Raw genomic sequence first — 19,756 nt, 5'->3', positions numbered from 1 at the left:
TGCCTCCCCCGCGGCGGGTGGGCGCCGGGTGGGCGCCGGGTGGGCTCCGTGCCGTTCCTGGCCGTCAGGCGCGGCGGCGGAGCTTCCGGCGCTCGCGCTCCGAGAGCCCGCCCCAGATGCCGAAGCGCTCGTCGTTCTCGAGTGCGTACTCCAGGCACTGCGAGCGGACCTCGCAGGAACCGCAGATCTTCTTCGCCTCGCGCGTCGAGCCGCCCTTCTCGGGGAAGAACGCCTCGGGGTCGGTCTGTGCGCAGAGCGAGTCGACCTGCCAGGCGAGCGGGTTCTCGTCGTCCGTCTCGGCTCGGCGGACACCGGGGACGCCGAGCGACACCGGGTCGACGTGCCAGTCCTCCGGCACGCCGGCGTGGAAGTCGGAACCGTTCACCCTGATCACCCCTGACATGTCGACGACGGCCTGCAACGACCGAAGCCGTTGCCTGTAATTACAGCGGTGTCATTCGTCGGAAGTCAAGTCGCGGATCATAGGAGGCTCTGACCGCCGCGGCGTGTCATGTCCCCCGTACGGGCGTGTCGCAGCAGTTCTGTCCGGTCGTCGGGGGACACGACGGGGGTGCCGGGACCGCTCGCGGCGGTCAGCCGACGCGGCGGCGGGCCTCCCACGCGCTGGCGACCATCTCGTCGAGCGTGTGGCGCATCGCCCACTCCAGGTCACGCGCAGCCGCCTCACCCGTCGCGACGATCCGGGCCGGGTCACCCGGTCGGCGCGGAGCGACCTCCGGCTCGAACGCGATCCCGGTACCCGACGCCATCGCGTCCATGATCTGCCGCACGCTGACACCGTCGCCGCTGCCGAGGTTGTACGCCCGCTCGAGCTGCTCCCCCGCCTCGAGCTTCCGCGCCGCGACCGCGTGCGAGTGCGCCAGGTCGGCGACGTGGACGTAGTCACGGACGCACGTACCGTCCGGGGTGTCGTAGTCGTCGCCGTTGATCCGCGGCGTGCGCCCGGCGAGCAGCGCATCGAACACGAGCGGGAACAGGTTGTGCGGGCTCGCGTCGTACAGGTCCGGCTCGCCGGAACCGACGACGTTGAAGTACCGGAGCGAGGTCGTCGCGAACCCGGCGGCGACCTCCATGTCACGCAGCAGCCACTCGCCGATCAGCTTCGACTCGCCGTACGGCGACTCCGGCGCCTTCGGGGTGTCCTCGACCACGACGTCCACGTCGGGCGTGCCGTAGACCGCCGCGCTCGACGAGAAGACCGCCCTCGTCACCCCGTTCTCCGCCATGGCACGCAGCAACGTCGCCGTGCCGGTGACGTTCTGCTCGTACGTGTGCAGCGGCCGCTCGACCGAGACCCCGGCGTACTTGAACCCGGCCACGTGCACGACACCGCTCACGGCGTGCTCGCGGAGCGTTCGGGCCAGCAGGTCACCGTCCAGGATCGTGCCCTCGACGAACGGCACGTCCTCCGGCACGAAGGCACGGAAACCGCTCGACAGGTCATCGAACGCGACCGTGTCGATACCGGCGGCCCGCAACGCGCGGACGACGTGGGACCCGATGTACCCGGCACCGCCGGTGACCAGCCAACTCATGCTCGTCACGCTAGCGGACGGCACCGCCCCGTCGGACCGCAGCCCGCTGCGTGTTCACGCACCGGTCGCGATGAAGACCGTCGAGGTGAGTCCGGTCGCGGCGTCGGCCTCGACGGTGACGTCGCCCTCGTCGGGCGTGATGTAGCAGGACTCCCCCTGGCGGAGCAGGGTCGCCGAGGTCGCTCCGACGAGCGTCACGGCGCCGGCGGTGCAGACCGCGATGCTCGGGCCGGAGAGCGGCGCGACGCCACCCGTGCCGAGGCCGACGGGTCGGCCGTCGCCGGTGATGCGGACCAGGGCGAACCCGACGCCCTCCGGCGCGAACCGGTCGACCCCCTGGTCGAGGTGCTCCGGCGTCAGGACCGGGGCCGGGTACGCGGTGAAGTCGAGCACGCGCAGGAGCTCCGGGACGTCGACGTGCTTCGACGTCAGGCCGCCGCGCAGCACGTTGTCCGAGGGCGCCATGAGCTCGATCCCGAGACCGTCGAGGTAGGCGTGCACGTTGCCCGCGGGCAGGTACATGGCCTCACCCGTGGTCAGCGTGACCCGGTGCATGAGGAGCGACACGACCACGCCGGGATCGCCCGGGTACGCGTCCGACAGGTCGACGACGGTCTGGACGTTCGGGGTGCGGTCACCCTCGGCGACCGCGGCGGCGAGGTCGGACGCGGCCTGCACCACGGCGAGCGCCGCGGGGTCGGCGGTCTCGAGCCAGCGGACGGTGTCCTCGAGCCCCTGGGACAGGTGCGCCAGGAGCGGGCCGAGCCGCCCCGTGCCGGCGTCGAGCGCCTCGACCTCCGCCACCGTCTCCGGGACCGGACGGAAGCCGCTGAGGGCCTCGAACCGCTCGCTCAGCGCGACGACGAGCTCCGGCTTCGGGAACGGGTCCTTGTAGTTCCGAGCGGGATCGTCGAGCGGGATGCCCGCCGCCTCCTCGCGCGCGAAGCCCTCCCGCGCCTGCTCCGGCGTGGGGTGTGCCTGCAGGGACAGCGGAGCCGCCGCTGCGAGGAGCTTCAACAGGAACGGCAGGCCACTCCGGTCGGGGCCGAGCGCTGCCTCCGGCTCGGCCTCGATCCAGTCGCGCAGCGTGTCGGCACCGCCCACCATGGCCGGGTTGACCACGACGCTCGGGCTGCCGGCGTGCGCGCCGAGCCAGAGTTCCGCCTGCGGTGCGCCCGTGACGGTGCGGCCGAGGAGTTCGGGGATCGCGGTGACCGAGCCCCACGCGTAGTCGCGTGGCGTGTTGGTGATGCCGAGGAACATGGACCAGAGCGTACCGGCCGGGGCTGCGGCACGAGGATCACGCCGACCCGGCGCGCTAGCCTGTCCCCCGTGACGAACACCTGGCCGATCGCCCGCGGGACCGTGTCCGAGCGCGAGGCGTTCGCCCTGGCGACGACCGTGCTGCTGACGCTCTTCGCCGGCGACGCGGTGCCCAACATGGTGACCTGGTACGGGGCCGCCACGGTGTGGGCGCTCGAGGGCGTGTGGGGCGTCAGCGTGCTCGTCCGGGCCCGACCGCCGTTGACGCGCACCCCGCGGGCGCTCTGGCTGTTCCTCGGCTGGTGCCTGCTGTCGGTGGTGTGGTCGCACTGGCGTCCGGCGACCCTGGCGAGCATGGTCGCCCAGGTGCTCTGCGCGCTCGTCGCGTTCACCATCGCCTCCACCCTCACCTGGCGTCGCGTCCTCGACGCGGCGAGCGCCGCCTTCCGCTGGGTCGTCGGGCTGTCCCTCGTCTTCGAGGCGGTGGTCGCGGTGGTCGTCCGGCACCCGATCGCGCCGATCTGGACGGACTACGGCGACCGGGACGTGCCGGACGCGTTCTACTTCTCCCGCGCCGAGCTCCTCACGGGCGGCCGGATCCAGGGTCTCCCCGGCAACGCGAACCTGCTCGCCATGGTCGCGCTGCTCGCCGCGATCGCCGTCGCGGTGCAGTTCGCCGAGGGCCGGATGGGACGCAACCGTGCGGTCGCGTGGCTGGTCGTCTCGGGCGCCGCGTTGCTCCTGACCCGGTCCAGCACGGTCCTGCTGGCGGCGGTGGCCGTCGCCGTCGCCCTCGTGGTCGCCCTGTGGCTCCGTCGGGTCCCGAGCGGTCGCCGGGTCCCACGGACGCTGGCGGTCCTCGCCGGGCTGGCGGTCGTCGTGTCCGCCGTGGTCGCGGCACGGGCGCCCCTCCTCGACCTGATGGGACGCTCCTCGGACCTCACGGGTCGTGGTGCCATCTGGACGGCCGTCGCCGGACTGGTCGAGCAGCACCCGGTGCTCGGCTGGGGCTGGATCGGGTACTGGTGGCCGGACATCCCGTTGCTGGCCGAGCTCGCCCCGCGGCACGGGGTCCAGTACCTGCAGGCGCACGACGCCGCCCTCGACGTGTGGATGCAGACCGGCGTGGTCGGGCTCGTGCTCTTCCTCGTGTACGTCCTCACCACCTTCGGCCGTGCGTGGGCCGGCGCCACGCGGGAGGCGTTCGGCCCGGGCCTCGTGCCGCGGGCGTTCGACCCGGTCACGCTCTTCCCGCTGCTCGTCGTGGTCGCGCTGCTCGTGCAGTCCCTGGCCGAGTCGAGGCTGCTCTACCAGGGGAACTGGGTGCTGTTCGCGCTCCTCGCGATCAAGACCCGGATCGTGCTCGTCAACGAGGAGCCGGCCTCGCTCGGCGACGGCCCCCGCACGCCGCGGGCGAAACGCGAGTTCCGCGCGACGGTCTGAGGCGCAGGCAGCGGCGTCACGGCTCCCCCTGGCCGTCCGCGAGCACCAGCGCACACGGCACCCGCGCTCCCCACGGCTGGGTCTCGATCCGGACCGCGCCGTCCGGCTCCCGGCGGCACTGCGCCACGGCGTCGGTGAACTGCGGTCGCCAGGCGGGCCCCGAGGACCGCTGCGCCACGCCGGGGAACGCGACCACCCAGGAGGTCACGAGTCCCGCGACGACGACCCACCCGACCCCGGCGAGGAGCACCCGTCGCGTGGTGGCGGCCGCGCTCCGCCCGTCGGTGGCGGGACGCCGGAGGACGCGGTCGACGAGGACCGACGCCGCGACCACCAGCGCAGCGCTGAGCAGGAGTCCGGCGGCCGCCGCGTACCGCGACGGTGTCGCCACGACGAGTGCGGTCGGGTCCGCCCGTGACCAGTGCCCGTTCGCCGAGGCGTTGGCGACGAGCGCAGCCGTCCAGACGACGGCGGAACCCGCCGCCAGCACGACGCTGAGCACGGCCGCGCGTGGTCGACCGTCACGGACGGCGACGACCGCGGCGATGACGACCACCGCCGCGACGAGCACGGCCGGGACGACCAGCACACCCCATCCCGAGGCGACCACGGACCGCCCCACCGCCGCGACGTCGGCGCGCCAGAGTCCCCCGAGTGTCTGCAGCAGGTACCCGGTGACGACGTCCCTGACGCTCGGGTCGCCCGGAGCGGACTCGCGCTCCGTCGTCGTCGCCGTCACGAGCTGTGCCGCCGCCGCGACGAGCGCAGCGAGCGTGACGGGGAGCGCCCGCAGCCGGGAGGCGCGGGGCACGGTCCGCCACGGCTGCCACGCGAGCACGAGCAGCGGCAGGAACAGGATCGCCTGGACCTCGGTACCGACGACGAGCACGGCGACGAGCCCGAGGAGCGCGGAGCCCCACCAGGTGCGGGTTCGGTGCGAGAGGACCCACGGCGCGAGGAACAGCGCGAAGGTGTGCAGGTTCGCCGCGTTGCCGAGGACCTCCCACGGGGCCGTCGGCAGCAGGACCGGTACCGCGGCGAGCACGACGCGCAGCGGTGCGGACGGCACGACGTCGGCCGCCAGGACGAACACGCCGGCGCAGACCGCGCCGGTGAGCGCGCAGCAGATCGCCGAGACGGCGACCGCGTACCAGGGCACCGGCACGAGGAACGCGGCGTCGACGACCATCCGCGGCACGAGGTGCAGGTAGCCGGCGTACGGGTGCACGATGCTCGGGAGCGACCCCAGGGCGAGGTGCTCGCGGAAGAACACCCCGCCGTCCTCGGCCCAGACGGTCCCGCGTGCCACCGGGCCGAGACGCGCCCAGGCCGTCGCCGCGGCGACCGAGCCCACGAGGACGGCGGCGAGCGCCCGCCGGAGTCCGTTCCACGACCGAGTCATCGGGGGTCGACCGTAGCGTCGTATCGACGATCCGCTGTATCGACGCTCCGCGATGGCGCAGGTGGCGTCCGGCGGAGTGCGCCAGTATGGGGGGATGACGGACGGCCGGGCGACGCGACGCATCCGCGCCCGCCGCTACCTGTCCGCGTGGATCGGGTTCTCCGCGGGCGGACGGTTCAGTCAGGCCCTCGCGACGACGATCGTCCTCTTCGCCTTCGGCGAGCCCACGGTACGGGTGCTGGTGGGCGCTGCGGGCACCTGGGCGGTGCTCGTGACCCTCGTCGTCCTCGCCGGCCTCAGCCTGCTCGGACAGCGCTACCGCATCGAGTGGCACGGCGTCCTGCCGCTGTCCCTGCTCGCGTTCGTCGGGTACTGCGCACTGTCCGTCCTGTGGAGCGAGTACTCCTGGGTGGCACTGCGCGGACTCACCGCGACGGTGGGCTTCGTCGGGCTGGGGCTCTACCTGGCGCTGGGCCGTGACCTCGTCCAGTTCATCCGGGCGTGCGGGGACGCCTTCCGGATCCTCCTGGTGGTGGCCCTCGGCCTCGAGGTCCTGTCGGGGCTGGTGCTCGACCTGCCGATCCCGGCGCTCGGCATCCGCGGCGACATCGCCTTCGGGGGGCCGATCCAGGGCATCGGCGGGACACGCAACTTCATGGGGTTCATCGCGGCCACCGCGCTCGTCACGTTCGTGGTCGAGTTCCTCACGCACTCGGTCAGCCGGTGGCGGGCGGTCGCGTCCATGGGCGGCGCCGTCGTCACGCTCATGCTGGTGCAGTCACCGATCACGGGGGTCGCGATGATCGCCCTCGCGGTCACGGCCCTCGCGCTGTGGGTGCTGCGACACGCCGGGCCCAGCGTGCGTCCCGTGGTGAACACCGCGCTGGCGGCGCTCCTGGTGACCGTGACCGTCGCGCTCGTCGTGGCCCGAGGCCGGGTGCTCCCCCGCATCGGCGCCGCGGGCGGGACGACGACGCGGCTGCAGCTGTGGGAGCAGATCCGGACGTTCATCGAGCAGAAGCCGATCCAGGGATGGGGCTGGGTCGGGACCTGGCCGAGCGAACCGGTGGTCCCCTACGTCACCTTCGTCGACCCGAGCGGCAGCCGCTTCACCTCGGGACTGGACGCCGCCGTGGACGCGTGGCTGCAGGTCGGTCTGGCCGGCATGCTGCTGCTCGTCGGCGCGGCGGTCCTCGCCTTCGCCCGGTCGTGGGTGACGGCGACGACGTTCCCCGGCGTGGCCTACGTCTGGCCGGCCGCGGTCCTGGTGCTCCTCGGCGTCACGAGCGTGGCCGAGAGCTACCTGCTCCACGGCGCCGGACTGATGCTCTTCGTCACCGTCCTCGTCGTCGCGGCCCGACGCCGCTCGTGGCGCGTCCGGCTGCCCCGGCTGGACGACCGGTAGCGCGAGCGCGGCCGGTCGGTCGGCGCCGCTGCGCCCGGTGGCGCGAGGGTGGCCCGGTGGTCAGCGCCGCCGCGACCGGCGCGGACGGAAGCGCCGCTGCAGACCCCACTGCGTGGTCCGGAGCATCGCCTCGACGATGATGTCCCCGCTCATCTTCGAGACGCCGTGGACGCGGTCCCGGAAGCGGATCGGCACCTCGACGATGCGGCCGCCGAGGTCGTGGGTGCGGAGTGTCATGTCGATCTGGAAGCAGTAGCCCTTCGAGTCGATCGACTCGAGGTCCATGCGCGCGATCGCGTCGGCGCGGTAGGCGCGGAAGCCCGCGGTGACGTCGTGCACGTCGATGCCGAGCAGGATCCGCGCGTAGGTGTTGGCGCCACGGCTGAGGAACTCGCGGCGCTTCGGCCAGTCGACGACCGAGCCGCCCCGCATCCACCGGGAGCCGATGGCGAGCAGGACGTCGTCGGCGGGGTCGGCGTCGGCGACCGCACCGATGAGCGCCGGGAGGCGGTCCGCCGGGTGCGAGCCGTCGGCGTCCATCTCGACGAGCAGGTCGAACCCGTGCTCGATCCCCCAGCGGAACCCGGCGACGTACGCCGTGCCCAGCCCGAGCTTGCCCGAGCGGCGCAGCAGGTGCACCCGCTCGTCCGTCGCCGCGAGCTCGTCGACGATGTCCCCGGTCCCGTCCGGGCTGCCGTCGTCCACCACGAGGAGGTGCGCCGTCGGCACCGCGTCGAGGATGCGTCGCGTGATGTCCCGGACGTTCTCGGCCTCGTTGTAGGTCGGGACGATCACGAGGGGCTCGTGCAGCGTGGGGTGGGTCATCGGTTCCTCGGTCGGATCGGCAGCACCGCGACGGTGGCCGCGGCGGGACCGCGGCGTGTGCGCGGCCCGGTGGTCGTCATCGTGCGGCGTCGCCCTCGAGCAGGGCGCAGGGGATCTCCGTCGTCCAGCGCGGTGCGGGCGCGATGCCCGCGGTCCCGGCACCGTCGGTGCCGGGACGGGCCAGGCACTCCGTGCGTGCGGTGTCGACCTGCTGGTCCCAGAAGGGCCCGTCCTGGCGGTTCGCACGGTCGACCGCAGCGTTCGCCACCGCGGTCCAGACCACCAGGGCGACGAGGACGAGCCCGGCCACGCGGAGCACCACGCGACGACGGGACAGCAGGACGTCGGCGGCGACGACGACGGCGGCGATGACGAACATCGACGCGATCGCGCCGTACCGGACCGGCCACAGCGACCGCCACGCGTCGGCGTCGAAGTGCGCCACCGCGGCCTGGGGCGTCGGGTTGAGCAGCAGCGCGGCGCCCCACACGACGACCGCCCCGTACGCGAGCACCACGAGGACCCACCGCTGGCCCGGCTGGCCGAGCCACAGCGCCGCGGCGAGGACCGCGACCAGCACGACGAACGGCAGGACGAGCGTGACGAGCACCCCGTTCGTCACGACGTTCTCGCCGACGGCGGTCAGGTCCCACGTCACGGAGCCGGCGACGGGCTCCGCCAGGAAGCCGAGCACGACGTCGCCGATGGTGTTCGGCTCGAGCGCCGCCGGCACACGGGGGTGCGTGAGGGTCGCGACGACCTGCGATCCCCCGCCGACGAGCGCGCCCGCGATCATCGGCCACCGGCGCCGGTCGCGGATGCCGACGAGCAGCAGCGGCACGAACGCGAGCATCTGGATCTCGCTCCACCCGATGAACAGCGTGACGACACCGAGGACGACCGCACGGGTCCGGCCCCGCACCGGCGTCAGGAACACGAACGGCGTCAGGAAGAGCAGGTACCAGTGCAGGTTCGCGGCGTTGCCGGCGATCTCCATCGGTGCCAGGGGCACGATCACCGGCACGAGCGCGAGCAGCGACCGTGCGACGACGGACCGCAGCAGGCCCTTCGTGAGCACGAACACGGCTCCCCCGACCACCCCCGCTGCGAGGCAGCAGAGCGCCGTGACGTCGACGGCGAACCGCTCGACCGGGCCGAGGTGCGACGCGAGTGCCACGAGCGCCCGCGGCAGCACGTGGAGGTAGCCCTGGTACGGGTGGAAGAGCGCTGCGGCGAAGCCGAGGTCGTACTGCTCCTGCAGGAAGAAGCGGCCGTCCTCGGCCCAGACCGTGTTCCGGACCTGGGGCGTCAGCCGGGACCACCCGACGGCGGCGGCGAGGAGTGCCAGACCCGCGGCGGCCAGCCAGGTCAGCAGCGGGCGGGGGCGACGACGGTCCTCCGTCGGTCCGGCCGATCCGGGAGGGACGTCGGTCCGGGCGGAGGAGAGCACCTCGCAATGGTGCCACACGGCCGAGGGCGGACACGGCACGCCGCGCCCGCCCTCGGCGGTGGTGGGGGGACGGCCAGGACCGGCCCTCCGGCTCAGCGGACGGTCACCGTCCGGCAGCCGAACGACTTCTTCGCGCCGCCCTCGGAGTCGAGTGCGGAGACGCAGACCCGCTGGGCACCCGCGGCCGCTCCGACGCTCCGCGAGAAGCCGTGCGCCGGTCCGGCGTCCGGGTGGGCCTTGCCGACGTCGGCGCGCTTCACCGAGGCGGTCGTGCTGTAGACCTTGCCCCCGACGGACACACGCACGGTGAGCGGCTCGGTCGCCGTGTCCGGGTCGTACACCCAACCCGTCACGGTCACCCTGCCGCCTGCGGCGCTGACCGAGTCGAGACTGCCGACCGGCGCGGAGTTCACCACGGACACCGTCCGGCACCCGAGCGAGGCGTTCGCCCCGGCACCGGTGTTGACCGCCGTCACGCACACCTTGTGCTGGCCTGCGGCCACGGTCCAGGTCCGGTCGAAGCCGCGCTTCGAGCTGTACGCCGGGTAGGTCGACTGCACGTCGCTCCGCGACAGGTTCGCGGTGAACGTGCGGGCCTTCCCGTCGATCCGGACGACGACCTTGGTCGAGCCGGTGACGTCGCCGTCGATCGCCCAGCCGGTCACGCGGATGGTCGAGGAGGTCGTCGCGACCCGCTCGAGGGCGCCGCTCGGGGTGCTGCCCGGAACGGTGGTGCGGATGCAGGAACCCACCGCCTTGCTCGCACCCGCGCCGATGTTGACGCCGTCGACGCAGATGCGCTTGGTGCCGGCGGGGACGGGGACGACCGCGCTGAACCCGTGTGCGGCACCGGACCCGGGGTGGGCGGCACCGACGTCCGGCCGTGACACGTTCGCGGTGAGCCGCTGCACCTGGACGCCGTCGGCACGGACACGGACGCCGATCGACGCCTTGGTCTCGGGGTCGATCGCCCACCCGCGGACCTCGACGCCACCGGGCACGGCGCGCGCGCTGTCGAGGGAGCCGAACGGCGAGCCGTCGGGCACGGTGACGTTCTTGCAGCCGAGGCTCGTCGAGGTCTTCCCGTCGGCGGACTTCGCCGTGATGCAGACCGATCCGCTCCCGGACCTCGCGGGGAGGGTGGCCTCGAAACCGTGCTTCGCCCCCGCCTTCGGGTACGCGGCACCGACGTCGGGGCGCGACCGGGACGCGCTGACGGTGTTCGAGCGTCCGGCGTACGCCACGACGACCTTCGTGGTCGCGGACGTCGTGGTGTCCAGCGCCCAGCCCCGGACGGTCATCTCGTTGTAGTCGGTGGTCACGCCGTCGAAGGAACCCTTCGCGGTCGAGACGACCTGGGCGGCCCCGGTGGGCGACCCGAACCAGTCGTTGTACATGCGCCAGAAGTTGCGGTTGCCGTACGCCGAGCAGCTGTCGCCGGTGCCGTAGAGGTTGTTCAGCGCGGCCGTGTTCGGCGTGTACGGCGTGTAGTAGTACAGCGCGGCCGTCGCCTTGTTCTGCACGTTCACGGCCTTCGTGCCGCAGGAGGTCGGCACGTTGTACTGGATGTTGCGCGTGGCACCCGGGTTGAACCAGGTGAAGTAGTTGCTCGTGCCGGGCGGGTTGCTGTACCGCTTCCACTGCCAGGCGGACCAGTACATCTGGTTGCCGACACCCGCGTACGCCGGGTCGCAGCGACCGCCGACGTTGTCCGGGCACGCGTAGCCCATCGCACGCTCGAGGACCGCGGCGGACGGGCCCCGGTTCGTCACCAGGCTCTGCTCCTTCTGCAGCGTCACGAGGAGCACCCTCGGGCTGATGCCGCAGGCCTTGCTCACCCGCGTGATGATCTGCGCGGTGGAGAGCGACGAGCCGCCGGTGACCGCGGAGCACATCGGGTCGGCGCCACGACTGTTCATCGAGAACCGGCCGTTGCGCAGGCAGTTGGCGTTCGTGCACGACGAGACCTGGCTGTTCAGGAACGTCTGCACCTGGTCCGCCGACATCGCGGTGCCGTTGTAGAAGTTGGCGTCGGAGATGATGTTGCCGGCCTGGAACGACGAACCGCTGAGCGCCGATGCGGGCTCCTGCGATGCGGTCGGGCCGGAGACCTGCAGGCCGACGAGCACGCTGGCCACCGCCAGCACGCTCGCAGCCATGGCGAGGAGCTTCTTCACGTCGGGGGCCTTCCTGAGGGGCGGACGACGGGTGCGAGCGATCACGTGTTCCGGGAGCGGTCCGGGACGACCCTGTCCACGGCCCAGACCACACGTGTCACGAAACTGTACCTCCGTCACAGGGATCACACAGCCCCCATCGTGTCCCCCGTCCGGGAGGCGCGCCCCGCTGCCGCCACGCACCGCCGGTCCGGCGGGCCGCCGGCACGGAGCGGCCCCGGCGCGCACACCTGTGGGCGCGCTCAGGCGACCGGGTCGAGGAGCGACTCGACCGCGCGACGGGCCGCACGGCCGACACGGTCCCCGCGGCGGGCGCGACGTGCGTGTCCGACGACCGCGGGCGCCTCCCGGCCGAGCCGCACCCACTGCGCCCGCGTGAGCTGTGCGGTGGCCGGCCGGAGCAGGTCGCTCGCCGCCCGCGCGAGCGTCCGCAGGACGACGCGACGCACCATCCCCGACGACCCGTTGCGCAGCACGACCGCCAAGCGGTTGCGCATGCTCTGGTAGCGCACCAGTGGCGAATCGCTGCCGGAGCTCGCGGCGTGCCGGTGCGTGGCGACGGCGTCGGGAGCGTGCCGGACCTCGTACCCGGCCAACCGGAGCCGCCAGGACACGTCGAGGTCCTCGTAGTACATGAAGAGGGTCTCGTCGAAACCGCCGACGTCGGCGAGCGCGTCACGGCGCAGGAACACGGCGCCGCCGGAGAACCCGAAGAGCGGCGCCTGCTCCGGAGCGTCCTGCAGCGGACGGAGCCAGTCGCGGTCGCGGCCGTTCCCGACGCGGTCGAGCACCACCCCGGTGCCGTTGACGAGCGTGCGGCCGTCGGGATCGCGCCGCCAGCGGCGCCCGTCCCCGGCGACCAGGTCGTCGGGACCGGGCACGCCACCGACGGGGACCGGTACGAAGCCGCCCTCGAGGACGACGGTCGCAGCCACGGCCGCGACCCGGTCCCCCCCGGCGGCGAGCGCTGCGAGCCCTCGGTCGAGGAACCCGTGGTCGGCCACCGCGTCGTTGTTGAGGAGCACGACGACCGGTGCCCCGGCGGCCGCGATCCCGCGGGCGACCCCGCCCGCGAAGCCGGTGTTCGCCGGCTCCGGCACGACGACGACCGAGGGCAGGTCGGCTCGGTAGGCGGTCACGGTCGGCTCGTCGGCCTCGTTCACGACGAGCACGACCTCGACCGCGGCGTCGACACGTTGTGCGAGCACGGAGTCGATCGCGCGTCGGGTGAGCTCGGGCTGGTGCCAGTCGACGATGACCACGGAGACGTCCACGCGCCCAGTGTCGCAGGCCCGGCGCCCGCCGGCGTCGCCGCGGCTCGCAGAGGGGGCGTGGGTATAGTGGTGCCGCTTTCCGGGCCACCGTTCCGAGGGCACCACCGCAAGCCGATGTACGGAGTTCGTCCATGTCCACTTTCGCGCCCCGCGTGTCCGTCGTCGTCATCAACTTCCGCGGGACGGACGACACGCTCGAGTGCATCGCCCGCCTGAGCGAGGTGGACTGGCCCGTGGACCGGCTCGAGATCGTCGTCGTGGAGAACGGCTCCGGCGACGACAGCGAAGCACGGCTCCGCGCGGCGCTCGGCGACCGGACGAACGTCCGCATCATCGTCTCGCCCGAGAACCTCGGCTTCACCGGCGGCAGCAACCTCGGTGCACGCGAGGCGACCGGCGACGTGGTCGCGTTCCTGAACAACGACGCCAAGCCGCACCCGGACTGGGTGAAGGAGGGCATCGCCGGGTTCGCCCCGAGTCCGCGCGTCGCCGCGGTCGCCAGCAAGGTCCTCGACTGGGAGGGGCGCACGATCGACTTCGTCGAGTCGGGCCTCAGCTGGTTCGGCATGGGCTACAAGGCGCACATCGCCGAGGTCGACGACGGCCGGTTCGACGAGCCGCGCGACCTGCTGTTCGGGACGGGTTCGGCGCTGTTCGTCCGTCGTGACGTCTTCCTCGAGGTGGGCGGCTTCGACGACGGCCTCTTCATGTTCTACGACGACGTCGACCTGGGCTGGCGCCTCAACCTGCTCGGGTACCGCGTCCGCTTCGCGCCGCGCTCGGTCGTCTACCACAAGCACCACGGCTCGATGAAGTCGTTCGGCGACCACCGCGAGATGTACCTGCTCGAGCGGAACGCGCTGCACCTGCTCTACAAGAACCTGTCGGACGAGAACCTCGGCGTCTTCCTGCCCGCCGCGCTCGCGCTCCTCGCCCGCCGTGCGGTCGCGAAGAGCGGCCGCGACTCGCAGGAGTTCGACATCCGCCGGTTCACCGGCGCTCCGGACGAGTTCGACCCGCTGACGCCGATCGCGAAGGAGACCGTCGCGGGGTTCTTCGCGCTCGACCAGTTCGTCGCCGACCTGCCGCGCCTGTCGGAGGAGCGCCGGCGGATCCAGTCGCAGCGCGTCCGGAGCGACAAGGACGTGTTCCGACTGTTCGGCGACGCCTTCAAGCCGCTGTTCGAGGACGGCTACTTCCTCGAGGGCTACCGCGCCATCCTGGAGTCCTTCGACGTCGAGGCGCCGATGCACCGCACGAAGGTCCTCGTCATCACCGGCGACGCGCTGGGCGAGAAGATGGCCGGACCGGGCATGCGGGCGTGGAAGATCGCCGAGGCGCTCTCCCCCGACAACGACGTGCGCCTGGTGACCTGGAACGTCGCGAACCGCAAGTCGGACGCCTTCGAGGTCGCGCGGGTGCCGCTCCAGCACGAGCGGGCGATGCGCGAGCACGAGGAGTGGGCCGACGTCATCTTCTTCCAGGGCTACGCGCTGCACCACTTCACCACCCTGCAGAAGTCGAACAAGATCATGGTCGTCGACCTGTACGACCCGATGCACCTGGAGCAGCTCGAGCAGGCCCGCGACAACGGCGACGTCGGCTGGCGCAACCAGGTGACCAGCACCACCGAGGTCATCAACGCCCAGCTCGAGCGCGGCGACTTCTTCCTGTGCGCCTCGGAGCGGCAGCGCCTGTTCTGGCTCGGCCAGCTCGCGGCGGTCGGCCGGGTCAACCCGGACAACTACCTCGCCGACGACAACCTCGAGAAGCTCATCGCCATCGCACCCTTCGGCATGGACTCGAAGCCCCCGCAGCACGAGCGCAAGGCGATCCGCGGCGTCACCCCGGGCATCGGCGAGGACGACAAGGTCGTCATCTGGGGCGGCGGCATCTACAACTGGTTCGACACCCCGTCGCTCGTCCGTGCGATCGCCCAGGTGGCCGAGCGCCACGACGACGTCCGGCTGTTCTTCCTCGGCGTCGCGCACCCGAACCCGGACGTCCCCGAGATGGCCATCGTCTCCGAGACCCGTCGGATCAGCGACGAGCTCGGCCTCACCGGCAAGCACGTCTTCTTCAACGAGCAGTGGGTCGCCCTCGACGACCGCCAGAACTACCTGCTCGAGGCCGACGCCGGCGTGAGCACGCACTTCGCGCACATCGAGACGACGTTCTCGTTCCGCACCCGCATCCTCGACTACATGTGGGCGAACCTGCCGATCGTCACGACCGACGGTGACAGCTTCGGGGACCTCGTCGCCGCCGAGGGCATGGGCGTCGCGGTGCGGGAACGCGACGTCGACGCCCTGGCTACCGCGCTCGAGTCGATGCTGTACGACCCCGAGGCCGCGCAGGCCGCCCGCGACGCCGTGCGACGCGTGCGGAGCGACTTCACCTGGGAGCGCGCGCTCGCGCCGCTCGTCGAGTTCTGCAAGGACCCGCAGCCGGCCGCGGACCGCGCGCACGACGCGGCCGTACCCGCCGGTTCGGTCACGGCGGGGAGCCGGCCCCGCGTCGCACTCAGCCCGGCGCGGCAGCGGGAGATGGAGTTCCACGAGATCGCCAACAGCCGCCACGGCGTCGTCCGGGACGTCCGACTGGCCACGTGGTACCTGCGACAGAACGGCGTCTCCGGGCTCCGCGCCAAGGTCCAGGACCGCGTGCGGCTCATGCGCGAGAGCAAGAACGGGCGCTGACGTCCACACCGAGGGTGCGCGGGGCTGCGATGTACAGTTGTCCGTCGCCCCAGTGCACGACCACCCCCAGTGCACGAACACAGAGGAACGCATGAGCAACATCGTCACCGAGCGGTTCGAACGCCTCCGGCAGGAACGCATGGTCCCCGCGGGCCGCCCCGCGTCCGCCGTGGTGGGGTCGGTCCGCGAGGTCCTCGCGCACCGACAGCTGCTCGACCTGCTGATCCGCCGCGACCTCAAGTCCCGGTACAAGGACAGCGTCCTCGGCTTCGCCTGGACCCTCATCCGGCCGCTGGTGCAGCTCGCCATCTACTACTTCGTGCTCGGGCAGATCCTCGGTGCCTCGCGCAACATCCCCGAGTTCGCGATCTACGTGTTCTCCGGGCTGACGCTCTACGGCCTGTTCAGCGAGATCGTCGCGTCGGGGACCGCGTCGATCGTCAGCAACGCCGGCCTCATCAAGAAGGTGTACCTGCCGCGCGAGATCTACCCGCTCGCGAGCGTCGGCTCCGCACTCTTCAACTTCGGCGTCCAGCTGGTCGTGCTGCTCGTGGCCGCCGTCCTGCAGAGCGGCTTCGCCTGGTGGCGCCCCGACCTGCTGTTCTTCTTCCCGGCGACGATCGTGATCCTCATCTGGGCCACGGCGCTCGCGCTCCTGCTCGCCGCGCTCAACGTGTACCTGCGCGACATGCAGTACCTCGTCGAGGTGCTCGTGCTCCTGCTCATGTGGGGCTCGCCGATCGTCTACAGCTGGCAGATGGTCGCCAGCCGCGCTCCGGAGTGGTTGCTGACCCTGTACACGTCCAACCCGATCACGCTCGCGGTGCTCGGCATCCACCGGGCCTTCTGGTCCGCCGGGGACGACGCGCAGTACCCCGAGCACCTGCTGCTCCGCCTCGGCATCGCCGCGGTCGTCGGGCTCGTCGCCCTGTTCGCGTGCCAGCGCGTGTTCGCCAAGCTGCAGGGCAACTTCGCCCAGGAGATCTGATCGATGAGCATCGACAACGACACGACCACCGCCGCCGGCTCGCCGACGTCGCCCTTCGCCGACGCCCCGAACGTCGTGACGGTCCGCAACGTCTCGAAGAAGTTCACGATCCGCAAGGACAACTCGCTGAAGGAGCGCGTCGTCACGCTCGGGCGCGCCGGCCGCCGGCACAGCGAGGACTTCTGGGCCCTGCGCGACGTCAGCCTCGACATCCCCGCGGGCACCACGATCGGCCTGCTCGGTCCGAACGGCTCCGGCAAGTCGACCCTGCTCAAGACGATCGGCGGCATCCTCGAGCCGAGCTCCGGCTCGGTCGAACGGCGCGGGCGGCTGGCGGCGCTCATCGAGCTCGGCGCCGGGTTCCACCCCGACCTCACCGGACGCGAGAACGTCTACCTCAACGCGGCGATCCTCGGGCAGACGCAGGAGGAGACCGAGGCCCGGTTCGAGGACATCCTGCAGTTCTCCGGCATCGGCGACTTCATCGACACGCAGGTGAAGTTCTACTCGTCGGGCATGTACGTGCGACTGGCCTTCGCCGTCGCGATCAACACCGACCCCGACGTCCTGCTCGTGGACGAGGTCCTCGCCGTCGGCGACGAGCAGTTCCAGAAGAAGTGCCTCGACAAGATCCGCGAGTTCCAGGAGCAGGGCCGCACGATCATCCTCGTGTCGCACTCCCTCGGACAGGTGCAGGAACTGTGCGACTCCGCCGTCGTCCTGCACCACGGCGAGGTCAAGTTCCAGGGCTCCGCGCGCCTGGCGGTGAAGAACTTCCGCGAGATCCTCGAGGACCGCCGGGTCGCCGAGGTCGAGGCGAACCACCCCGAGGACGAGGCGAGCCCGGGCAGGGTCGAGCACGTCGAGCTCGAGATCCCGGGCAAGGAGCCCGGCGCCGAGCACGAGCACGGGGACGACCTGGTCGTCCGGGCCACCTTCTCGCACACGACCCTGCTGCCGGAGTGGCGAGCCGGCATCAAGATCGAGACGCACCTCGGTCACCCCGCCTTCGGCGTCGACAGCCGCCAGCTGCAGACCCGCCACGACCCCCTGGACGGCGCCGCGACCGTCGAGTGGCACCTCCACGACCTGCGCCTCGGCGGCGGTCAGTACTTCGTCCACGTCTTCCTCGCGAAGCCGAACGGTGAGCACATCGTGATCCAGCGCGAGGCGGCGCGCTTCGTCGTCGCGGACGAGGACACGCAGTCCGGCATCGCCTGGACGAAGACCACCGAGCGCCAGGTCCGCTGACGTGCGGGCGCTCCCCGTGCTCGTCGACGCCACCTCGGTGCCGCCGAACCGTGGCGGCGTCGCGCGCTACATCGCCGGGCTGCTGCAGGGCCTCGGCGAGCTCGACGTCCGCGTCGACGTGGTCGCGAAACCGGACGACGTCGAGTGGCTCCGCGAGCTCGCACCCACGCACCGGTACCACGCGTCCCCGGCCTGGACCGCGTCCCGACCGCTCCGGCTGCTCTGGGAGCAGGTCGGTCTGCCCGGGCTGCTCCGTCGCACCGGGGCGAGCGTCCTGCACAGTCCGCACTACACGTTCCCGGTGACCCACGCCTCCAGCACCGTCGTGACCCTGCACGACGCGACGTTCTTCTCGGACCCCGCGGCGCACTCCCGGCTCAAGGTGGCGTTCTTCCGCACCTGGACCCGGCTCGCGCGGCGTTGGGCGCGGGCCACCGTCGCGCCCAGCGCGGCGACGGTCGCAGAGCTCGACCGCCTGGCGGGGCGCCCCCGTCGTCGGACGACCGTCGCCCACCTCGGTGTCGACACCACCGTGTTCCGGGTCCCGACGCCGGCCGAGACGGACGCGTTCCGAGCAGCCCACGGGCTCGACGACAGCACCGACTGGCTCGCGTTCCTCGGGACCGTCGAGCCCCGCAAGCAGGTGCCCGCGCTCGTCGCCGCGCACCGGCGACTGCGCGAGCGCCGCGACGGCGTGCCGCCGCTGCTCGTCGCGGGCGGCCTCGGCTGGGACGACGCGGCCCGTGCCGAGCTGACCGCGGCGGGCGACGTGCCCGGCGCCTCCCTGCGGTACCTGGGGTACCTGCCGATCGAGGAGCTGCGCGTCCTGCTCGGGGCCGCACGCGTGACCGCCTACCCGAGCACGGGCGAGGGCTTCGGGCTCCCGGTGCTCGAGGCCATGGCGTCCGGCGGCGACGTGCTCACGACCCAACGGTTGGCGATCCCCGAGGTCGGCGGCGACGCGGTCACCTACACCGAGCCCGACACCGACGCGATCCTCGAGGCCCTGGCGGCGATGCTCGACACCCCGTCGGCGGTCCGTGCGGACCGGGTGCGCCGGGCGCGTGACCGGGCGGCGACGTTCACATGGGCCGCCTGCGCCGAGCGGCACCTGGAGGTGTACGCGTGAGCGTCGGCACCGACCAGCCCCGCACCGACGGGCTCCGCGCCGCCGCCCCCGGGCGGGCCGCGATCGTCACCGTCTCGTACAACTCCGACGACGTGCTGCCGGCGTTCCTCACGTCGACCGCCGCAGCGAGCACGCGGGTCGTCGACGTCGTCGTCGCCGACAACGACTCCGCGACCGCCGACCGGCTGCGGGAGACCACCGAGGCCGCCGGGGCGCGCTTCGTCCCGGTCGGTGCGAACCTCGGGTACGGCGCCGCCGTGAACCGCGCGGTGGCCACGCTGGACCCCGACGTCCGGTGGGTGCTCGTGTCGAACCCCGACGTCGTCCTGGCACCCGGCGCCCTCGACCGGATGCTCGAGACGGCGACGACGGACCCGAGGATCGGAGCCGTCGGTCCGCGCCTGCTCGAACCGGACGGCGAGGTCTACCCCTCGGCCCGGCTCGTGCCCTCGCTCCGGACCGGTCTCGGGCACGCGGTGTTCGCCAACGTCTGGCCCGGGAACCCGTGGACGAAGCGGTACCGGCAGGAGGGCGACCACACGGTGCGCCGGGACGCCGGCTGGCTCTCGGGTGCCTGCGTGCTGGTGCGGCGCGACGTGCTCGACCGGCTCGGCGGGTTCGACGAGGCGTACTTCATGTACTTCGAGGACGTCGACCTGGGGTGGCGCATCGGCCGACTGGGGCTGCGGAACGTGTACGAGCCCGAGGCGGTCGCCACCCACGTGGGCGGAACCGCGACGCGCGGGTCCTCGGACCGCATGCGCCGTGCCCACCACGAGAGCGCCTACCGCTTCCTGGCCGGCAAGTACGCTGCGTGGTGGCTCTGGCCGCTGCGCGCTGCACTCCGGGTGGCCCTGGCCGTGCGTGCCCGTGCCACGCGGACGCGCTGAACCC

General features: G+C 72.4%; 15 protein-coding genes. 7 read left to right on the top strand and 8 right to left on the bottom strand.

Annotated features, from left to right (window positions below):
* Positions 1 to 64: 64 nt before the first annotated feature.
* From DEJ23_RS04355 to manA, 3 genes are all read right to left on the bottom strand, one after another.
* Positions 65 to 403 carry a WhiB family transcriptional regulator gene (locus DEJ23_RS04355; protein WP_111239057.1) on the bottom strand — a complete coding sequence of 113 codons (339 nt, stop codon included), beginning with the start codon at positions 401 to 403 and terminating at the stop codon, positions 65 to 67.
* A 190-nt stretch (positions 404 to 593) separates the two neighbouring features.
* The gene (galE, locus tag DEJ23_RS04350; protein WP_111239010.1) at positions 594 to 1,556 is read right to left on the bottom strand and encodes a UDP-glucose 4-epimerase GalE; all 963 of its coding nucleotides are present in this window, start codon (positions 1,554 to 1,556) and stop codon (positions 594 to 596) included.
* Between the two features lie 54 nt (positions 1,557 to 1,610).
* Positions 1,611 to 2,819, bottom strand: coding sequence for a mannose-6-phosphate isomerase, class I (gene manA, locus DEJ23_RS04345; protein WP_111239009.1), 1,209 nt, complete (start codon positions 2,817 to 2,819; stop codon positions 1,611 to 1,613).
* Between the two features lie 69 nt (positions 2,820 to 2,888).
* Here manA and DEJ23_RS04340 point away from each other — a divergent pair, with 69 nt between their 5' ends.
* A complete protein-coding gene (locus DEJ23_RS04340) occupies positions 2,889 to 4,262 on the top strand; it encodes an O-antigen ligase (protein ID WP_111239008.1) in 1,374 nt (457 codons plus the stop codon).
* A 16-nt stretch (positions 4,263 to 4,278) separates the two neighbouring features.
* Here the strand turns inward: DEJ23_RS04340 and DEJ23_RS04335 are convergent, their stop codons facing one another.
* Positions 4,279 to 5,664 carry a hypothetical protein gene (locus DEJ23_RS04335; RefSeq protein ID WP_111239007.1) on the bottom strand — a complete coding sequence of 462 codons (1,386 nt, stop codon included), beginning with the start codon at positions 5,662 to 5,664 and terminating at the stop codon, positions 4,279 to 4,281.
* 94 nt (positions 5,665 to 5,758) lie between these two features.
* On the opposite strand from DEJ23_RS04335, the gene DEJ23_RS04330 reads away from it, so the two are divergent.
* Positions 5,759 to 7,069: an O-antigen ligase family protein gene (locus tag DEJ23_RS04330; RefSeq protein ID WP_111239006.1), complete on the top strand. Its 1,311-nt coding sequence runs from the start codon at positions 5,759 to 5,761 to the stop codon at positions 7,067 to 7,069.
* 60 nt (positions 7,070 to 7,129) lie between these two features.
* Here the strand turns inward: DEJ23_RS04330 and DEJ23_RS04325 are convergent, their stop codons facing one another.
* The 4 genes from DEJ23_RS04325 to DEJ23_RS04310 form a co-directional block, all read right to left on the bottom strand.
* On the bottom strand, positions 7,130 to 7,894 hold the full coding sequence (locus DEJ23_RS04325; RefSeq protein ID WP_111239005.1) for a polyprenol monophosphomannose synthase: 765 nt from the start codon (positions 7,892 to 7,894) through the stop codon (positions 7,130 to 7,132).
* 76 nt (positions 7,895 to 7,970) lie between these two features.
* Positions 7,971 to 9,344 (bottom strand): hypothetical protein, encoded by a 1,374-nt coding sequence (locus DEJ23_RS04320; RefSeq protein ID WP_111239004.1) that lies wholly within the window; start codon positions 9,342 to 9,344, stop codon positions 7,971 to 7,973.
* Between the two features lie 92 nt (positions 9,345 to 9,436).
* Complete coding sequence (locus tag DEJ23_RS04315; RefSeq protein WP_111239003.1) at positions 9,437 to 11,521, bottom strand: hypothetical protein; 2,085 nt, start codon at positions 11,519 to 11,521, stop codon at positions 9,437 to 9,439.
* Between the two features lie 242 nt (positions 11,522 to 11,763).
* A complete protein-coding gene (locus DEJ23_RS04310; RefSeq protein WP_181429105.1) occupies positions 11,764 to 12,795 on the bottom strand; it encodes a glycosyltransferase family 2 protein in 1,032 nt (343 codons plus the stop codon).
* 131 nt (positions 12,796 to 12,926) lie between these two features.
* On the opposite strand from DEJ23_RS04310, the gene DEJ23_RS04305 reads away from it, so the two are divergent.
* The 5 genes from DEJ23_RS04305 (at position 12,927) to DEJ23_RS04285 (ending at position 19,752) form a co-directional block, all read left to right on the top strand.
* Positions 12,927 to 15,494 (top strand): glycosyltransferase, encoded by a 2,568-nt coding sequence (locus DEJ23_RS04305; protein ID WP_111239001.1) that lies wholly within the window; start codon positions 12,927 to 12,929, stop codon positions 15,492 to 15,494.
* A 91-nt stretch (positions 15,495 to 15,585) separates the two neighbouring features.
* On the top strand, positions 15,586 to 16,482 hold the full coding sequence (locus DEJ23_RS04300) for an ABC transporter permease (RefSeq protein ID WP_111239000.1): 897 nt from the start codon (positions 15,586 to 15,588) through the stop codon (positions 16,480 to 16,482).
* Positions 16,483 to 16,485: 3 nt separating this feature from the next.
* Positions 16,486 to 17,733 carry an ABC transporter ATP-binding protein gene (locus DEJ23_RS04295; protein WP_111238999.1) on the top strand — a complete coding sequence of 416 codons (1,248 nt, stop codon included), beginning with the start codon at positions 16,486 to 16,488 and terminating at the stop codon, positions 17,731 to 17,733.
* 1 nt (position 17,734) lies between these two features.
* Positions 17,735 to 18,862: a glycosyltransferase family 1 protein gene (locus tag DEJ23_RS04290; RefSeq protein ID WP_220034178.1), complete on the top strand. Its 1,128-nt coding sequence runs from the start codon at positions 17,735 to 17,737 to the stop codon at positions 18,860 to 18,862.
* Complete coding sequence (locus DEJ23_RS04285) at positions 18,859 to 19,752, top strand: glycosyltransferase family 2 protein (RefSeq protein ID WP_258375242.1); 894 nt, start codon at positions 18,859 to 18,861, stop codon at positions 19,750 to 19,752. The genes DEJ23_RS04290 and DEJ23_RS04285 overlap by 4 nt, the downstream gene beginning before the upstream one ends.
* Positions 19,753 to 19,756: the final 4 nt, after the last annotated feature.

Source organism: Curtobacterium sp. MCSS17_008 (genome assembly GCF_003234185.1).
GTDB lineage: Bacteria > Actinomycetota > Actinomycetes > Actinomycetales > Microbacteriaceae > Curtobacterium.
Note: the sequence above shows the minus strand (reverse complement) of the source record. Positions and strands in the feature narration are given on the sequence as shown.

Coding starts and splice junctions, on each gene's coding strand:
- DEJ23_RS04355 (WP_111239057.1), bottom strand. CDS start 403: ATGTCAGGGGTGATCAGGGTGAACGGTTCCGACTTCCACGCCGGCGTG.
- galE (WP_111239010.1), bottom strand. CDS start 1,556: ATGAGTTGGCTGGTCACCGGCGGTGCCGGGTACATCGGGTCCCACGTC.
- manA (WP_111239009.1), bottom strand. CDS start 2,819: ATGTTCCTCGGCATCACCAACACGCCACGCGACTACGCGTGGGGCTCG.
- DEJ23_RS04335 (WP_111239007.1), bottom strand. CDS start 5,664: ATGACTCGGTCGTGGAACGGACTCCGGCGGGCGCTCGCCGCCGTCCTC.
- DEJ23_RS04330 (WP_111239006.1), top strand. CDS start 5,759: ATGACGGACGGCCGGGCGACGCGACGCATCCGCGCCCGCCGCTACCTG.
- DEJ23_RS04325 (WP_111239005.1), bottom strand. CDS start 7,894: ATGACCCACCCCACGCTGCACGAGCCCCTCGTGATCGTCCCGACCTAC.
- DEJ23_RS04305 (WP_111239001.1), top strand. CDS start 12,927: ATGTCCACTTTCGCGCCCCGCGTGTCCGTCGTCGTCATCAACTTCCGC.
- DEJ23_RS04300 (WP_111239000.1), top strand. CDS start 15,586: ATGAGCAACATCGTCACCGAGCGGTTCGAACGCCTCCGGCAGGAACGC.
- DEJ23_RS04295 (WP_111238999.1), top strand. CDS start 16,486: ATGAGCATCGACAACGACACGACCACCGCCGCCGGCTCGCCGACGTCG.